The sequence below is a fragment of the Marinobacter sp. MBR-105 genome, assembly GCF_053628895.1.
In genome coordinates, this window is the sequence record NZ_JBRJHG010000011.1 from 48,877 (window position 1) to 64,377 (window position 15,501).

Annotated in this window: 13 protein-coding genes; 6 read left to right on the forward strand and 7 right to left on the reverse strand. The window is 60.2% G+C overall.

The features are described from left to right. Positions 1-89: 89 nt before the first annotated feature. The 4 genes from mqo to ACSSVV_RS13545 are packed head-to-tail and all read left to right on the forward strand — an operon-like array spanning position 90 to position 4,448. Positions 90-1,607, forward strand: coding sequence for a malate dehydrogenase (quinone) (gene mqo, locus ACSSVV_RS13530; RefSeq protein WP_454106402.1), 1,518 nt, complete (start codon positions 90-92; stop codon positions 1,605-1,607). Next, the gene (locus ACSSVV_RS13535) at positions 1,604-2,761 is read left to right on the forward strand and encodes a Re/Si-specific NAD(P)(+) transhydrogenase subunit alpha (RefSeq protein WP_121208198.1); all 1,158 of its coding nucleotides are present in this window, start codon (positions 1,604-1,606) and stop codon (positions 2,759-2,761) included. The genes mqo and ACSSVV_RS13535 overlap by 4 nt, the downstream gene beginning before the upstream one ends. After that, a complete protein-coding gene (locus ACSSVV_RS13540; RefSeq protein WP_011783921.1) occupies positions 2,761-3,048 on the forward strand; it encodes an NAD(P) transhydrogenase subunit alpha in 288 nt (95 codons plus the stop codon). Before ACSSVV_RS13535 ends, ACSSVV_RS13540 begins: the two co-directional genes overlap by 1 nt. 2 nt (positions 3,049-3,050) lie before the next feature. Beyond that, positions 3,051-4,448 (forward strand): NAD(P)(+) transhydrogenase (Re/Si-specific) subunit beta, encoded by a 1,398-nt coding sequence (locus ACSSVV_RS13545; protein ID WP_023010720.1) that lies wholly within the window; start codon positions 3,051-3,053, stop codon positions 4,446-4,448. On the opposite strand, the gene ACSSVV_RS13550 is transcribed toward ACSSVV_RS13545, so the two are convergent. The 4 genes from ACSSVV_RS13550 to ACSSVV_RS13565 all read right to left on the reverse strand — a co-directional run bounded on the left by ACSSVV_RS13550 (position 4,449) and on the right by ACSSVV_RS13565 (position 9,141). Beyond that, a complete protein-coding gene (locus ACSSVV_RS13550; RefSeq protein WP_022993338.1) occupies positions 4,449-5,120 on the reverse strand; it encodes a LutC/YkgG family protein in 672 nt (223 codons plus the stop codon). Then, positions 5,120-6,562: a LutB/LldF family L-lactate oxidation iron-sulfur protein gene (locus ACSSVV_RS13555; protein WP_141066811.1), complete on the reverse strand. Its 1,443-nt coding sequence runs from the start codon at positions 6,560-6,562 to the stop codon at positions 5,120-5,122. The genes ACSSVV_RS13550 and ACSSVV_RS13555 overlap by 1 nt, the downstream gene beginning before the upstream one ends. Continuing rightward, complete coding sequence (locus ACSSVV_RS13560; protein WP_011783917.1) at positions 6,559-7,386, reverse strand: (Fe-S)-binding protein; 828 nt, start codon at positions 7,384-7,386, stop codon at positions 6,559-6,561. The genes ACSSVV_RS13555 and ACSSVV_RS13560 overlap by 4 nt, the downstream gene beginning before the upstream one ends. 63 nt (positions 7,387-7,449) lie before the next feature. After that, positions 7,450-9,141 carry an L-lactate permease gene (locus ACSSVV_RS13565; protein ID WP_041654479.1) on the reverse strand — a complete coding sequence of 564 codons (1,692 nt, stop codon included), beginning with the start codon at positions 9,139-9,141 and terminating at the stop codon, positions 7,450-7,452. Between the two features lie 221 nt (positions 9,142-9,362). On the opposite strand from ACSSVV_RS13565, the gene ACSSVV_RS13570 reads away from it, so the two are divergent. Further along, the gene (locus ACSSVV_RS13570) at positions 9,363-10,148 is read left to right on the forward strand and encodes an FCD domain-containing protein (RefSeq protein WP_454106403.1); all 786 of its coding nucleotides are present in this window, start codon (positions 9,363-9,365) and stop codon (positions 10,146-10,148) included. Between the two features lie 115 nt (positions 10,149-10,263). On the opposite strand, the gene ACSSVV_RS13575 is transcribed toward ACSSVV_RS13570, so the two are convergent. The 3 genes from ACSSVV_RS13575 to ACSSVV_RS13585 all read right to left on the reverse strand — a co-directional run bounded on the left by ACSSVV_RS13575 (position 10,264) and on the right by ACSSVV_RS13585 (position 12,838). Beyond that, complete coding sequence (locus ACSSVV_RS13575) at positions 10,264-11,022, reverse strand: putative 4-mercaptohistidine N1-methyltransferase (RefSeq protein ID WP_022993343.1); 759 nt, start codon at positions 11,020-11,022, stop codon at positions 10,264-10,266. Further along, on the reverse strand, positions 11,015-12,196 hold the full coding sequence (locus ACSSVV_RS13580) for a mechanosensitive ion channel family protein (RefSeq protein ID WP_454106404.1): 1,182 nt from the start codon (positions 12,194-12,196) through the stop codon (positions 11,015-11,017). The genes ACSSVV_RS13575 and ACSSVV_RS13580 overlap by 8 nt, the downstream gene beginning before the upstream one ends. 93 nt (positions 12,197-12,289) lie before the next feature. Then, the gene (locus ACSSVV_RS13585; RefSeq protein WP_454106405.1) at positions 12,290-12,838 is read right to left on the reverse strand and encodes a glutathione peroxidase; all 549 of its coding nucleotides are present in this window, start codon (positions 12,836-12,838) and stop codon (positions 12,290-12,292) included. Between the two features lie 185 nt (positions 12,839-13,023). On the opposite strand from ACSSVV_RS13585, the gene ACSSVV_RS13590 reads away from it, so the two are divergent. Then, the gene (locus ACSSVV_RS13590; protein WP_454106428.1) at positions 13,024-15,498 is read left to right on the forward strand and encodes an ExeM/NucH family extracellular endonuclease; all 2,475 of its coding nucleotides are present in this window, start codon (positions 13,024-13,026) and stop codon (positions 15,496-15,498) included. Positions 15,499-15,501 lie beyond the last annotated feature (3 nt).

A 15,501-nucleotide genomic window follows, 5' to 3' on the forward strand; every position in this document is an offset into this window, starting at 1 on the left:
ATTTGCCTCAGTAAATACGATTCTTGCGGCAACCGCCTTAGACTAAAGTATGCCCCCTTTGTTCGTTTGCTACTGAAAGGGGCATACCCATGGCGGGCTTCGATACCGATATTCTTCTGATTGGCGGCGGCGTTATGAGCGTCACGCTGGCCTCTCTGATTCAGCAACTGGACAGCTCCCGGTCGATCACCCTGGTCGAACAGGGACAACAGCTGGCCGGCGAAAGCTCGGACGCCTGGAACAACGCAGGCACCGGTCACGCCGGTTATTGCGAACTCAACTACACCCCCGCCAACCCCGATGGCAGCGTTTCCGTAGAGCGGGCGCTCGCCATCAACGAGCGCTTCGAGCTCTCACTTCAGTACTGGAGCAGCCTGGTTGAGAAAGGGCTCCTGCCCGCACCGGCCAACTTCATTCGCCGGGTGCCACATCTGAGCTGGGTTCAGGGTGCCAGGGCCTGTGAATTTCTGAAAACCCGCCACAGAGCCCTCGAGGGCCAACCGCTGTTTCAGGAGATGGAGTTCAGCGATCAGCCAGACACCCTCGCTCGCTGGCTCCCGCTTATCCACGGTACCCGGCAAGCCTTTGAGCCGGTCGCAGCTACCCGCGTCGCCCACGGCAGTGACGTCAATTTTGGCGCACTGACGCGCCTGCTGGGGCGCTCCCTGGCCCAGCACAACGCCTGTGATATTCAGCTCCAGTGCCAGGTAACCGATATCAAGCGCGAAGCCGGCGGCTGGCGCGTGAGCCTGCATCACCTGGGCAGCGGCGAGAAACGCAGCATTACCAGCCGTTTTCTGTTCATTGGCGCGGGCGGAGCGGCCTTGTCATTGCTGCAGAAGACCGGTATTCCGGAAATTCGCGGCTACGGGGGGTTCCCGGTATCCGGCATGTGGCTGGCCTGCAATAACGAAGACATGGCCCTGTCACACAACGCCAAGGTCTATAGCCAGGCACCGGTGGACGCGCCACCCATGTCGGTACCGCACCTGGACACCCGCTTTATCAATGGCAAGGCGGCCCTGCTCTTTGGTCCCTTCGCCGGCTTTACCACCCGCTTCCTCAAAAGCGGCGATCGCTCGGACCTGATCCGCTCAGTTCGCAGCCACAACCTGCGGCCGCTGATCGACGTTGGTGTGCACAACTGGCCGCTGACCCGATACCTGATCAAAGAAGCCCTCAGCCCCAAATCGGCCCGCCTCGGCGAACTGGCGCGCTTTATTGCGGACCCGGACCCGGCTCAGTGGCAACTGGTGCGGGCCGGGCAGCGTGTGCAGGTTATCAAGCCAACGGCCTCGGGCCGGGGCAGTCTGGAATTCGGCACCGAGGTTTTGAGCACTGAGGACCGATCCCTGGCAGCCCTGCTGGGCGCTTCACCGGGCGCCTCCACCTGCGTCTCCGCAATGCTGGAGGTTATAGAACGTTGTTTCCCGGAGCTGATTCAGGGCCAACCGCTGCAAACCCTGCAATCGCTGATTCCGAGCTACGGTCAATCGCTTCAGGCCAACCGCCAACTGCTGGCCGATGTCCGCCGCTACACCCTTAACACCCTGGGACTGAACACCGGGGCAGAACAAACTCAAACTGAACGGAGCCTGTACGCATGATGATAGGGATTCCCAGAGAACGACAAGACGGTGAAAACCGTGTGGCCATTATCCCATCCGGAGTTTCCACCCTGCTGGAGGCCGGCTACGAGGTGGTGGTCGAGAGTGGCGCTGGCAGTGCCGCCCATTTCACCGATGACGACTATCGCCACGCCGGGGCCATCATCGCCGACGATGCCGACGCCTTATATCGTCAGGCCACAGTCATCCTCAAGGTTCGGGCGCCCTCCTCAGAGGAAGCGCGACTGATTCAGCAAGACGCCACCCTGATCTGCCTGCTCGATCCCTGGTTCAACCAGCCTTTGCTGGAACAGCTCGCCGGGCAAAACGTACAGGCATTTGCCCTGGACCTGGTGCCCAGAACCACCCGCGCCCAGTCCATGGACGTGTTGAGTGCCATGGCGGGCATCAGCGGCTACCGCGCCGTCCTCAGTGGCGCCATGGCCCTGCCCCGTTACTTCCCCATGCTGATGACCGCCGCCGGCACCATTCATCCGGCCCGGGTACTGGTCATTGGCGCCGGTGTTGCAGGTCTGATGGCCATTGCCACCGCCCGCCGTCTGGGCGCAGTGGTCGAGGCCTACGATCTTCGCCCTGAGGTGAAAGAGCAGGTGGAGAGCCTGGGCGCCGATTTCATTGAAATCGAAGTGCCTGAATCCGATACCACCGGAGACAGCGGTTATGCCAAGGCGCAGAGCGAGGCGTTCTACACCGCCCAACGACAGCAACTGGCAGACTGCGTCGCCCGCGCCGACCTGGTGATCACCACGGCGGCGGTGCCCGGAAAACCGGCTCCCAAACTGATTGACCAGGAAATGATCCACCGCATGAAGAGCGGCTCGGTGATCGTGGATCTGGCGGCGGACAAAGGTGGCAACGTGGACGGCACCGTTCTGAACCAGAAGGTGGATGTAGACGGCGTTACCCTGGTGGGCCATGCCAACCACCCCTCCCGCGTACCGGTGCATGCCTCCCAGCTGCTCACCCGCAATATTACCGCCTTTCTGCTCAACATGACCGAAGACGGTCGTGTGGTGCCCAAGCTGGAGGACGAGATTGTTGCGTCCACACTGGTGGTCCAGCACGGCAGCGTCCGCCACAACGCCGAGACTCGAGACACTCCGCAAACTTCAACCCAAAAGGACACGGACTGATGGAACTGTTTGCACTCAGCTTTACCATTTTCATTCTGGCATTGTTCGTCGGGGTGGAACTGATCAACAAGGTTCCGCCCACGCTTCATACCCCGTTGATGAGCGGCACCAATGCCATCTCCGGCATCGTGATTGTCGGCGCCATCATCAGCGCGGGTAGCACAGAGCTGTCGCCTAATGTCGCCGGCGTGCTGGGCTTTATCGCTGTCACCCTGGCCAGCATCAATATCGTGGCCGGTTTTCTGGTGACGGATCGCATGCTGAATATGTTCAAGCGGAAGGGATAACCATGTTTGCATTGATCAATCTGTCTTACCTTGCAGCTGCTGTCTGCTTCATTCTCGGCATCAAGGGCATGACCCGCCCGAAAACAGCGGTACGTGGCAACCAGCTGGCCGCCATCGGGATGCTGATTGCGGTCGTCGCCGCCCTGTTGCACCAGGAAATCATCAGCTACGCGGCCATCATCGCTGGCATGCTGCTGGGCGGCGCGATCGGCGTCTGGCTCGCAAAACGGACCGCAACGACGGAAATGCCGGAACTGGTGGCGAGCCTGAACGGTATCGGCGGGGGCGCCTCCGTTGCAGTGGCCGCCAGTACCTGGATGCACGCGGTTAATGCCACCGGTGCCGGCAGTGGCGGCTGGACCGCCGCGATTCTGGCCTCCATCGTCATCGGCTCAGTGACCCTGACCGGTTCGGTGGTAGCCGTTCTGAAACTCAAGGGGAATATTGGCGACAGCCGGAACAATCGCCTGTGGCACAGTGTCACGCTGGTTACGCTGATTGCCGCCGTCGCCGGAGCGGTGCTGTTTGCCACCAGCGGCAGCACCAGCCCGCTGGCCCTCGCGGCCCTCGTAGGGCTCTGCCTGCTGCTTGGCATTGGTCTGGTCCAGCCTATCGGTGGTGCCGACATGCCGGTCGTCGTCGCCCTGCTTAACGCCTATTCCGGCCTGGCGGGCGCGGCCACCGGATTCGTGCTGGGCAACCAGGGGTTGATCATTACCGGTTCCCTGGTGGGTGCTTCCGGGCTGATTCTGACCGCCATCATGTGCAAGGCCATGAACCGGTCCCTGCCCAACGTTCTGTTCGGCGGTGTACTGGGCGGATCAGACAGCACGGCGAGCCAGCAGGATGAAGGGGAGTTCTACGATGGCAAGGTGAAATACGCCACCCCTGACGACCTGGCTCTGCTGCTCGATGGTGCCCGTAAAGTGGTCATGGTGCCCGGATACGGCCTGGCGGTGGCTCAGGCACAGCATGCGGTGAAAGAACTCGCCAACCAGCTTGAGGGCCGTGGTGCCAAGGTCAGTTACGCGATTCACCCGGTGGCAGGCCGGATGCCAGGGCACATGAACGTGCTGCTGGCCGAAGCTGAAATCCCTTATGACCAGTTGAAAGACATGGACGCCATCAACCCGGAACTGCCGCAGGCGGATGTGGCCATCGTGCTCGGCGCCAATGACGTGGTGAACCCGGCCGCCGCCGAAGACCCGAACTCGCCCATCTTCGGCATGCCCATACTGGACGTGCACAAGGCGAAAACGGTGGTGGTGGTCAAGCGCAGCCTGTCCGCTGGCTTCGCCGGCATTCCCAACGGTCTGTTCATTCGCGACAACAGCCTGATGGTGAAGGGCGACGCCAAGGAAGTCCTGCAAGCCACCACCAGCGCGATCAAGGAACTCTGATCAGCCGTCCTCAAGGATGAGGACCACCAGCTCCTTGGGGCCATGGGCCCCATAGGCAAGCACCTGCTCAATGTCCGCCGTCTTGGACGGACCAGAGACCAGCAACAGGTTCGTGGGCAGACCCGCGGACCAGTTGTGCTTCTGCATCATCCCATACAGGTTGTCTTCCACCTCACTCGCCTTGAGCAACGCGATATGCAACGGCGGCAGAAGACTCATTAGCCGCGGTTCGTGACGATCCGGCCACAGTACCAGTGAACCGGTGGCAGCAATCCCGCCCACTGTGCCCGTCACGCTGGCATCCACCTGCCAGAACAGTTCCTCTTTCCATTCCTCAATGGGGCGGTCATAGACCAACAGCTCCGGTCTGGGCTCCGCACGCTGCCAGTGCTCCGCCAGCTGCTTGCCGTGCTCGGTACCCGGGGCATAAAGCACATTCTTCAGGCCGCGGCTCTCCAGCAATTCCTGAACCTTTGAGGGCCATTGCTCGGTCGTCAACTGGTGGATTTCGGTGTGCACCGCTTCCATCAGGGAGCGCAGTCGGGTAATCCGGTCCTCCGGCGCATACTGCCAGGGGCGGGTCACCAGAGCCTCATCGAAATCGTCCGGCCGGGGCGTAGTGCCGGCCAGACCGGCACGGAGCTTGTTGAGAATATTGCTGCGGGCACTCATCACCGGTCTCCCTGATTTAAATGGGCTTTGGCCAGATCATGCAAAGACCGCCGGGCCGGTACCGGCGCCGAGTGGTTCTCGGTCCAGGGGCCGACGTTTTTCGGTGCCAGTTTGCCAAAACGGGTCGCGCCCCACAGGAACAGGCGGTAAAACACCGGCGACGTATTCAGGCTGGCCCAGAAGCGCCAGATTGCCCGCTCCTTGCGGGAATACTTGGCGCCGCCATCTTTAACTTTCGGCTGTTCGGCGGGGCTTTTCACGTTTTCCTGACGCAAGCGCTGCAGCATTTCCGGGATCGGAATCTTCACCGGACACACTTCGCCACAGGCGCCACACAATGAGGACGCGCTGGGATGATCCGGTACCTTGTGCAGGCCAACCATATGCGGCGTAATAATCTTGCCGATCGGCCCCGGATACACTTCACCATAGGTGTGGCCACCCACACGGGTATAGACCGGGCAGTGGTTCATGCACGCACCGCAGCGGATACAGTTCAACGTCTGGCGCAGTTGGGCATCGGCGAAAGCACCGCTGCGGCCATTGTCCAGCAGCACCAGATGCACTTCTTCCGGACCATCCAGCTCATCCGCCTTGCGCGGGCCGGAAATCATGTTCACGTAAGTGGTGATCGGCTGGCCCAATGCGGAGCGGGTGAGCAGCGACAACAGAGGCACCACGTCCCTCAGGTTCTCCACCACTTTTTCAATACCGGTAACAGCAATGTGCACCGGTGGCGCCGTGGTACTCATGCGGCCATTGCCTTCGTTTTCCACCAGCAGCAAGGTACCGGTTTCGGCAATGGCGAAGTTCACGCCGGAGACCCCGACATCCGCTTCAAGGAATTTCTGGCGCAGGGTGCGGCGACCAATCTGGATCAGTTCGTTCACATCCTCGGTCTCATCCACGCCCAGTTTGTCGTGGAACAGTCTGGAGACCTGAAAGCGGTTCTTGTGAATCGCGGGCATGATGATGTGGGAGGGCTTTTCACCATCCAGTTGGACGATATACTCGCCCATGTCCGACTCCAGGCACTCGATGTGGCGTTCGGCCAGGTAGTCGTTCATTTCCATTTCTTCGCTGACCATGGATTTACCCTTCACCACCTGAGAACCCTGCTTCGCCTCAATGATGGAGTGCACAATCCGGTTGGCCTCTTCGGTAGTCTCCGCCCAGTGGACCTTGACACCGTTTGCGGTCAGCCTGGTTTCCAGTTGTTCAAGCAAATCCGGCAACCGGGACAGCGCCCGGGCCTTGATGTGGTTGCCGAGTTCCCGCAGGCCCTCACGCTCTTCCTCGTCCGGAAAGGCATCGGCCCGCTTTTTCATCAGCGAGTCCATGGCGACGCGGAAGTTGGTGCGCAGCTGGTCGTCGGCCAGGGCGCCCACCGCGCGGCCACGGAAGCTGTCGGTGAGTTCTTTTACCGGTATACGCTGGCTCATGATTTCACCTCTCCACTCACCCGCTCCCAAAGAAAGCTGGCCAGATGCCGGCCCCGGAACGTCTGTTTCTGTTTTTCCAGGGAGCCGTTGATGTTGAGCAGGCAGCCGCCATCAGCGGTTACCATTTCCGCTGCACCGGATTCCCGCAACGAACGGGTTTTGTCGAGCACCATGGCCCCGGACACTTCGGGCATGCGCACAGAGAAGGTGCCACCAAAGCCGCAGCATTCGCTTTCATGATCGTGGTCCAGCCGCTCGACATTCGCCAGCTTGCCCAGCAACTCCCGCGCGTGCAGGTGGGTGTTCATTTCCCTGCGGGCGGAACAGGAGGTGTGCAAGGCAATCTGTGTGGGCTGGCCGAGATCCTGCCAGTCCACCTTGCATACATGCAGCAGAAACTCGGTCAGCTCGAACGTTCGTTCAGCCAGATCTTCCACACGTTTAAGGGTATCTGGTTCTTCTGCAAAGACTTCCCGGTAATGCTGTCGGAACATACCGGCACAGGATCCGGACGGCACCACCACCGGCAAGCCGTTGTCGAGTAAATTGAGCTGTGCCCGCGCCACCTCCCGGGCCTCGTTCACGTAGCCGGAGGTCCAGGCCGGCTGACCGCAGCAGGATTGTTCGTCTGGAAAATGCACGCGAATGCCTTCCCGTTCCAGCAGGCGGATAGCATCCAGCCCGGCCTCGGGAAAGAACAAATCCACCACGCAGGTGCCGAACAAAGTGACCTCGGCCGGCTTGGCCGGATACGTTCGTGGCCTGGGGCGCTCAGGAGCCACGCGGGTGGCATTGGGGGCGGCGTCGTAAAACAGCTCACTCATCAGTCATTGCCTCCGGGCGGTCCGGCCAGCAGCCGGCCACCCGTTGTGGTTATCCCAGTGTTTTCAGTTCAGTAACGGGTCCGTCAGCCCCAGGCCGTAGGCGGCCAGCAGCGCAATCGAACCGGTCATCACCAGGTAGTATAGGGTCGGCCACACCGTCTTGCGCAGTGTCTGACCTTCACGGCCCAGCAACCCGACCGTAGCAGATGCTGCCACCACGTTATGGATGGCCACCATATTGCCTGCCGCAGCACCCACGGCCTGCACCGCCACCATCAGTGCGGTGGACAAACCAAGGCTCTCGGCAACGCCAAACTGGAACTGGCTGAACATCATGTTGGAGACCGTATTGGAACCGGCCAGGAACGCACCGAGCGCACCCACCGTGGGGGCCAGCAACGGGTAAATGCCGCCAACCGCATCGGCAGCCCAGGTGGCCATGGCCAGCGGCATGCTCGGCAGGTCCGACAGGTTAACGCCGGAGTTGATCAGTATCCGCACCATAGGCACGGTGAACAGCAGCACGAAACCGGCACTCAGCAGCACGCCACCGGATTCTTTCACCGCCGAATTCAGCGCTTTCAGGTTCATCCGGTGGATGAAGAAAGTTGCCAGCACTACCATCACCAGAATACCGCCCGGCAGGTAAAGTGGCTGGATCCCGGCATTAATACCTGCTTCTCCCAGGATGTTGGAGAACGACACGCCAACGCTGGTGAAGGCTTGCTTGATCGGCTCAACGGTGCGGCTGAGCACCAGTACCACGCCGACCAGCACGTAGGGTACCCACGCCCGGAAACCGCTCATCGGTTTGGCGGCGATGTCTTCCAGTTTCATCTCAATGCTGCCCAGCCACTCACTGGGCCAGTCTTTGCTGTCGGCAAAATCCCAGGTCCGCTTCGGAATCAGGAAGCCTTTTTTGGCGGCAGTGGTCACAATCGCCAGACCAATCAGGCCACCCAGCAGAGACGGGAACTCCGGCCCCAGAATCACCCCGGTCAGGGCGTAGGGCACGACAAACGCGATGCCGGCAAACAACGCAAATGGCAGGACCTCCAGCCCCTCTTTCCAGCTTTTGTTCTTGCCGAAGAAGCGGGTCATCATCGTCACCATCAGTACCGGCATAACGACACCGACAATGGCGTGGGTGATGGCCACTTCCGAGGTGATCAGCTGCAGGTAGGTATCCCAGTTGGAGCCCAGGGCTTCCAGTCGCTCGGTAATGCTGGCCCGATCCAGACCCGTTGTCACTCCCACCACAATCGGCGTACCTACAGCACCAAAGGATACCGGCGTGCTCTGTACCATCATGCCCAGCATGACGGCAGCCATGGCCGGAAAACCGACCGCAACCAGCAGGGGCGCGGCGATGGCGGCCGGTGTACCAAAGCCAGAGGCACCTTCGATAAAGCTGCCGAACAGCCAGACAATGATGATGGCCTGAATGCGGCGATCCGGGGTGATGTTGGTAAAGCCGGCCCGAATCGTGGTGATGGCTCCGGAGTGCTTCAGCGTGTTCAGCAGCAATATCGCGCCAAAGATAATCCACAGCAGGCCGATGGTGATTACCAGCCCTTGCAGGGTTGAGGCGAGGATACGGTTCAGGGTCATATCCCAGGCGCTATAGCCAATCAGCGCGGTAACCAGAAATACCACGGGCATGGCACGACGGGCGGGCCAACGCATGCCAATCAGCAGCACTCCGGCAAGAAGAATGGGCGTAAACGCCAACAGGGCGAGCAATCCGGACGACATCATATTCTCCAGGGTCTTGTTGTTGGATTCTATTCTTGGATAATTGGTATTACCAATTTACAAACCTGTGCCGAGTACGTTATTTGAGCAGACCTTGTGGTGTCAAAACTGCCCACTCATACATTAGTCGTATTGCGTTGAGGTTTTGTTGTAAAAACAAGCGTGGACAGAGGTAAGATTTATTGGTAAGACCAATTTTTTAGACATACAAGCGAGACATCATGCCCATCAATCAGATTGCTCCCAGACGGCTGGCCGACACCATTGTCGAGCAACTGGAGACCATGATTCTGGAAGGAACCCTGGAACCGGGACAGCGCCTGCCGCCGGAACGGGTGCTGGCGGAGCAATTCGGCGTATCCCGCCCGTCTCTCAGAGAGGCAGTGCAACGCCTGGCGGCCAAAGGCCTGCTGAAAAGCCGCCAGGGCGGGGGCAATTATGTGGCGGAGAATCTGGGAAGCAGCTTCAGCGACCCACTCATCCCGCTGCTGGAAAAGCACCCGGAAGCACACCGGGATTTGCTCGAGTTCCGTCGCACACTGGAGGGCGACTGTGCCTATTACGCGGCCCTGCGCGCCACGGAAGTGGATCTGACACGGCTGGGCAAAGCCTGGGAAGAGCTCCACGCCTGCTACCAGAATTCCACTGCCCACAATCTGGAAGAAGAAGGGGCTGCCGATGCCCGCTTCCACATGGCTATTGCTGAAGCCAGCCACAACGTGGTGCTGCTGCACACCATGCGCAACCTGTTCAGCATGCTCAAGAACAACATTGTCACCAACATCGGTGGCATGTACTCCCGCGAAGTTCAGACCCGCCAGGGCCTGATGGACCAGCACCAGAAGCTGTATAACGCCATCGTTGAAGGCCGGGAAGAAGACGCCAGGGCCATCGCAGGGGAGCACATACAGTTTGTGCAGCAAACCATATCGGAACGCAGCGAAACCGCGCGACGGCGTGAACGGGCGTTGAGAAGGGAAGGGAGCGGCGAACGCCGGGCTCCATAAAAAAGCCGGGGCAAGCCCCGGCATAAGCAATCACACGATGCATCAACACAATGCATGTCGTCCTGATGAGCCTTCACACTAACCGGAAGAGATGACGCTTGTGTGACAGGGCACGCTAATCCGGCAACTTCTCCCAGATTGTGAGCTCCGAAAAACTGTGCTGGAACTTGTTGCGGGTCTCTCGGATCACGAAAGGCAGGCTCCGGGGCTCTGCCAGCAAGCGGAAACGGGGGGACAACGCCGCCTTGAGACCATCCAGGGTGGTGAATGGCTCACCGTCTTTCAGGAAACCACCGAGCCAGTCCTGCCTGGGTGTGTACTCCTCCAGCCAGGTATAGGGTGAAGCAATCACCAGCAGCCCCAGCGCATTGATACGCTCATGGATCTGTTCCAGAAAGAGGGATGGGTTGTAGAGACGGTCAATCAGGTTGCCGGCCAGCACCAGATCGTAGTCCCGGTAATCAGCGCCGAGCTTGCAGGCATCGCCCTGATGGAACGCCACGCGGCGGGCAGCCTCGGTCAGACCCAGGGCGGCCAGTGACCGCTCCTGATAGCTGACCAGCTCGCCCTCTTCGGGCCGCGCATACCGCGCAACCCCCTCCCGCACCACCTCACGGCATTTGCCGATAAAGGTTTCGGAATAATCGACCCCATCGACATGGTCAAACTGGCGGGCCAGCTCCAGCGAGGTACGTCCTACCGCACAACCGATATCCAACGCCCGGCAGCTGGCGCGGCCATCCAGCGCTCCAAGCGCGGCATCGGCCAGTTCTTTCGGAAAGTTGGCTTCACCATGCCAGCTTTCACCGAAGTGAAACTCCAGATACTGGGCCAGGGTGGTGTTGCTCTCGTAGTAGCCGGACGGCTCATTCATGATTGTCTCCTGGCGACGACAGGCCTTTCCCTTGTTCCGTCGGCCTTGGGTAAAACGGTTGCACCAACGGGGCAAGCCCTTTGGCATCATCTATGAACAGTTGCAGGTGCGGGAAAGGTATTTCAATGTCCGCGTCGTCCAGGGCTTCCTTAATCTTCTCAAGCACATCAGCCATAATTCTGGGCTGAACCTCCAGATTGTCCGGCGTAATCCAGATCTTGACCTCCAGATCGACTGAAGAGTTGCCCAGAGTCTTGACCACCACTCGCGGCTCCATACCCGGCCCCTGCAAGACTTCAGAGTGCGCCAGCAGAACCGGCATAATCACGTCCCGGGCTGCCTTGGCAGACTCCTTATAGGCAATGCCAACCGGAATGTTCAGGCGCGTCGCCCCTTCGGCGCTGTAATTGATGATCTCCGAGGACGCCACGTTATCGTTCGGGATCATGGTAAAGATATTGTCCCGGGTACGCAGCCAGGTGGTCCGCAGGGCGATCTTCACCACCTTACCATCCTGGCCGTTGATGGTGACCCAATCGCCAATCCGGAAGGGGCGCTCAATCAGCAACGTAATACCCGCAATAAAGTTCGACAGCGTGGACTGGGCCGCAAACCCGACGGCAATCCCTACGATCCCCAGACCCGCGACGATGGAGACCACATCGAAACCGAACTGGGACAGCACCGTAACGGCCGCGAAGGTAACGGTGAGCACCGAGAACAGATTCTCGACCAATTGGCGGATAGAGGGTTCCAGACGGTAGCGATTCATCGTCTCCCGCAGCAGACGACCAATCGCCAGCCAGCCCACAAAAAAGCCCAACGCCATCAGGCCCGCCCTGGCCATGCCCTTCAACAGCTCCGGCGAGGCCTCGAATTGCGCCATAATCACCAGCAATCCGCCCAGCCCGAACAGATAACGGATGCCAGTGCGCAACTGACTAAACCAGGGCTTCGAGCTGCGTCGGCTGCCGACGACAAGGCGTATCAGGCTGATCAGAATGGCATAGACCAGCAACAGAATGCCGAGGTAGATCACCGAAATCAGCAGTTGACTGAGAACATGCCCGGCCAGGGCCACCCAATCGGTCTGTCCGCCCGCGAGAGCGTCCAGGGTAGCCGAGAGATTCTGTGCTATCTGGCTTCGTACGGATTCAAACAGGGCTTCTGCCATAGGGCATCCTTTTCCAAACACTGCATACTACACCCGGAGCGGTGAACAACCTTTGCCTTCAGAATAGACTGCTATCCGCAAACCGGCCGGGGATTACAGAACCGATTCCAGGGCCTGAATCAACCGGGCATCTTCGGGACGCACCTGGCTCGGGAAACGGGCCGTCACCTTACCGTCACCATCGATCACATACTTGGTGAAGTTCCAGCTTGGCGGCTGGCTCTGGCGATTGATTTCCTGAAACACCGGATTGGCCTGCTCACCGGTCACTGCGCTCGGCGCGATCATGGTAAAACTCACGCCAAAGTTCACAAAACAGACCTTCGCGGCTTCTTCTTCGGAATCCGCCTCTTGCCGGAAGTCATCACTGGCAAATCCCACGACCGTCAGCCCCCGATCCTTGTACCGCTGGTGCAGGGCCTCCAGGCCTTCAAACTGACCGGTATAACCACAACGGCTGGCTGTGTTCACCACCAGCATCGGCTTGCCAGCAGCCACCTCGCACAGATTCACCGAATCCCGGGAGTGCAGCTTGCGCTGCTCGTGGTCCAGGAAATCCGGGCAATCCCGGGCAACGGCAGGCACCGTCAACCCTAACAGTAAAAGCACACTCACACACTTCAAGACTGTCCAACGCATCATCGGCCCTCCTGTCGACACATCCCCTGTATACGCACTGGATTACCAAACTGCTCAGGCGCGTTGTCCACATTGACACAAACCGGCAAAGCATCCTTCACAAAACTCTCATGTCATCGTCACACAGCACGGTCAGATTGTGGTGTCAAAACACACAACATAACCGAAACAAGGACAGTACCATGACGATGAAACCAACGCTGCTGGCAGCCGCCATCGGCGGCCTTCTGGCATCGACAACACAGGCATCGCTGGTCATCAGCGAGTATGTCGAAGGCTCCAGCAACAACAAAGCCATTGAACTGCTCAACACCGGCAACGCGGCGGTGGATCTTGCCCCCTGGGAGCTGCAGGTTTTCTTCAACGGCAGCGCCACCCCCGGGCAAACCTTCAACCTGGAGGGTTCGATTGCTCCGGGCAGCAACTTCGTTTTCGCGCATAGCGCTGCTGACCCGGCCATTCTCGCTGTGGCGGATCAAACCACCGGAGCCGGGCTGTTCAACGGTGATGACGCTGTCCTGCTCCTGAATGGCGGCACGGTTGCTGACAGTATCGGCCAGGTCGGCACAGACCCCGGCAGCTACTGGGGCTCCGGGGATACCCGCACTCAGGATCGCACTCTGCGCCGCCGTGCAGGCACCCTGGCCGATACCGATGCCTACGATGATTACGACCCGGCCACAGTCTTTGACGGCTTTCCCCAGAACAGCTTCGACGATCTCGGCGTCGCCGGCAACGATGACGATAACCCGGACCTGCCACCGACTGCGCCGGATCTGACCTGTGGTGCTCCCGCCACCCGCATTTCGGACATTCAGGGCGAAGGCGATATCAGCCCGGTTGCCGGCCAGCACGTGGTGATCGAAGCCGTAGTTACGGCCGCCTTCAACACCAACGATGGCCTTGGCGGCGTCTTTGTGGAGGAAGAAGCCTCAGACCGCGACGACAACCTCGCCACCTCCGAAGGCCTGTTTGTCTATGCGCCAACTCTGAACGCCGAGCCCGGCCAGCGCCTGCGGCTTGCCGGTGAAGTGACCGAATACGACGGCCTGACCGAATTGACCAACCTGAGCGGTACCGAAAACTGTGGTAATGCGGAGCTTCCACCGGCGGCGCAGATCTCCCTGCCCTGGGCCGATGCCACTGCTCCGGAAGCCTTTGAAGCCATGCGGGTACAATTCAGCGCGCCTCTTGTGGTGAACGACAACTACGATCTGGGCCGTTACGGCAGCCTGACCCTCGGGAGCGGTCGCCACTTTATCCCCACCAGTATCGCTGAGCCCGGAGCAGATGCCGCACTGGTGGCTGATCTGAATGCGCTGGACCGGATTATCCTGGACGACGCCAGTAACCGCCAGAACCCGGCCATCGTGCCCTACCCGACACCGCAACTGAGCGCCAGCCAGACCGTGCGCGCTGGCGACACCGTTCAGGATCTTGCCGGCGTTCTCGACTACCGCTTTTCGGAATGGCGTCTGCAGCCGACCGCGAGCCCGTCCTTCAGCCAGGCAAATGCACGTGTAACCGAACCCGGCCTTGAGGATCGCGGTAACCTGGTGGTGGCTTCTTTCAACGTGCTGAACTTCTTCAACGGTGACGGCATGGGCGGCGGATTCCCGACGGCGCGGGGCGCAGACAACCCGGAAGAACTGGCCCGCCAGACCGAGAAGCTGGTCAGTGCCCTGGTCGCCCTTGATGCCGACATCATCGGCCTGATGGAAATCGAGAATGACGGCTACGGCCAGACCAGTGCCATTGCCGAACTTGCCAGGGCCCTGGGTTCCGAATGGCAGTGGGTCGATCCCGGCCTGGCACAACTGGGCAATGATGACATTGCCGTTGGCCTGCTGTACCGCTCCGACCGTGTCGAGATCGTTGGCACCGCCGCCACTCTGAGCGCGGCTCCTTTTGACCAGTTGAACCGCCAGCCCCTGGCACAAACCTTTCGGCTGAAGGATTCAGACGATGGCGTCACCATTGCCGTCAACCACTTCAAGTCCAAAGGCTGCGGCAGTGCCGAAGGCAGCAACGCTGACCAGAACGATGGTCAGGGCTGCTGGAATCCAGTACGGACCCAGGCCGCCCAGGCGCTGGCATCCTGGCTGGCAGACGATGCCACCGGAACCGGCGAACCGGATGTGTTAATCATCGGCGACCTCAACGCCTACGCGAAAGAAGACCCCATTCGCGCCCTGGCCAGTGCCGGCTATACCGATCTGCTGGCGACCTACGTTGGCGAGCAGGCGTATTCCTACGTGTTCTATGGCCAGGCCGGCTATCTGGACCACGCTCTGGCCAATACCGCCCTGGCCGGCAAAATTGCCGACACCACCGTCTGGCCGATCAATGCCGACGAGCCCAGAGCCCTGGACTACAACACCGAGTTCAAGACCCCGGAGCAGCAGGCCAGCTTCTACGCACCGGACGCTTACCGGGCCTCTGACCATGACCCTGTGATCGTTGCCCTGAATCTCGATACCAGAACCCCGGTAAACCGCGCCGACCTGAACGGCGATGGCCGCGTTAACGGCCGGGACCTGTCGCGCCTGGTGCTGGCGATACTGTTCGGCAAAGCCACGGCTCCGGCTTACGACATTGACGGTGACGGGCGCATTAGCCATCGCGACCTGATCGCCCTGATTCGCGTGCTGACCAGCCGCTAACCC

What these genes read in the sequence shown, in the direction of transcription:
- mqo (WP_454106402.1), top strand. Translation starts at nt 90, where the DNA reads ATGGCGGGCTTCGATACCGATATTCTTCTGATTGGCGGCGGCGTTATG.
- ACSSVV_RS13535 (WP_121208198.1), top strand. Translation starts at nt 1,604, where the DNA reads ATGATGATAGGGATTCCCAGAGAACGACAAGACGGTGAAAACCGTGTG.
- ACSSVV_RS13540 (WP_011783921.1), top strand. Translation starts at nt 2,761, where the DNA reads ATGGAACTGTTTGCACTCAGCTTTACCATTTTCATTCTGGCATTGTTC.
- ACSSVV_RS13545 (WP_023010720.1), top strand. Translation starts at nt 3,051, where the DNA reads ATGTTTGCATTGATCAATCTGTCTTACCTTGCAGCTGCTGTCTGCTTC.
- ACSSVV_RS13550 (WP_022993338.1), bottom strand. Translation starts at nt 5,120, where the DNA reads ATGAGTGCCCGCAGCAATATTCTCAACAAGCTCCGTGCCGGTCTGGCC.
- ACSSVV_RS13555 (WP_141066811.1), bottom strand. Translation starts at nt 6,562, where the DNA reads ATGAGCCAGCGTATACCGGTAAAAGAACTCACCGACAGCTTCCGTGGC.
- ACSSVV_RS13560 (WP_011783917.1), bottom strand. Translation starts at nt 7,386, where the DNA reads ATGAGTGAGCTGTTTTACGACGCCGCCCCCAATGCCACCCGCGTGGCT.
- ACSSVV_RS13565 (WP_041654479.1), bottom strand. Translation starts at nt 9,141, where the DNA reads ATGTCGTCCGGATTGCTCGCCCTGTTGGCGTTTACGCCCATTCTTCTT.
- ACSSVV_RS13570 (WP_454106403.1), top strand. Translation starts at nt 9,363, where the DNA reads ATGCCCATCAATCAGATTGCTCCCAGACGGCTGGCCGACACCATTGTC.
- ACSSVV_RS13575 (WP_022993343.1), bottom strand. Translation starts at nt 11,022, where the DNA reads ATGAATGAGCCGTCCGGCTACTACGAGAGCAACACCACCCTGGCCCAG.
- ACSSVV_RS13580 (WP_454106404.1), bottom strand. Translation starts at nt 12,196, where the DNA reads ATGGCAGAAGCCCTGTTTGAATCCGTACGAAGCCAGATAGCACAGAAT.
- ACSSVV_RS13585 (WP_454106405.1), bottom strand. Translation starts at nt 12,838, where the DNA reads ATGATGCGTTGGACAGTCTTGAAGTGTGTGAGTGTGCTTTTACTGTTA.
- ACSSVV_RS13590 (WP_454106428.1), top strand. Translation starts at nt 13,024, where the DNA reads ATGAAACCAACGCTGCTGGCAGCCGCCATCGGCGGCCTTCTGGCATCG.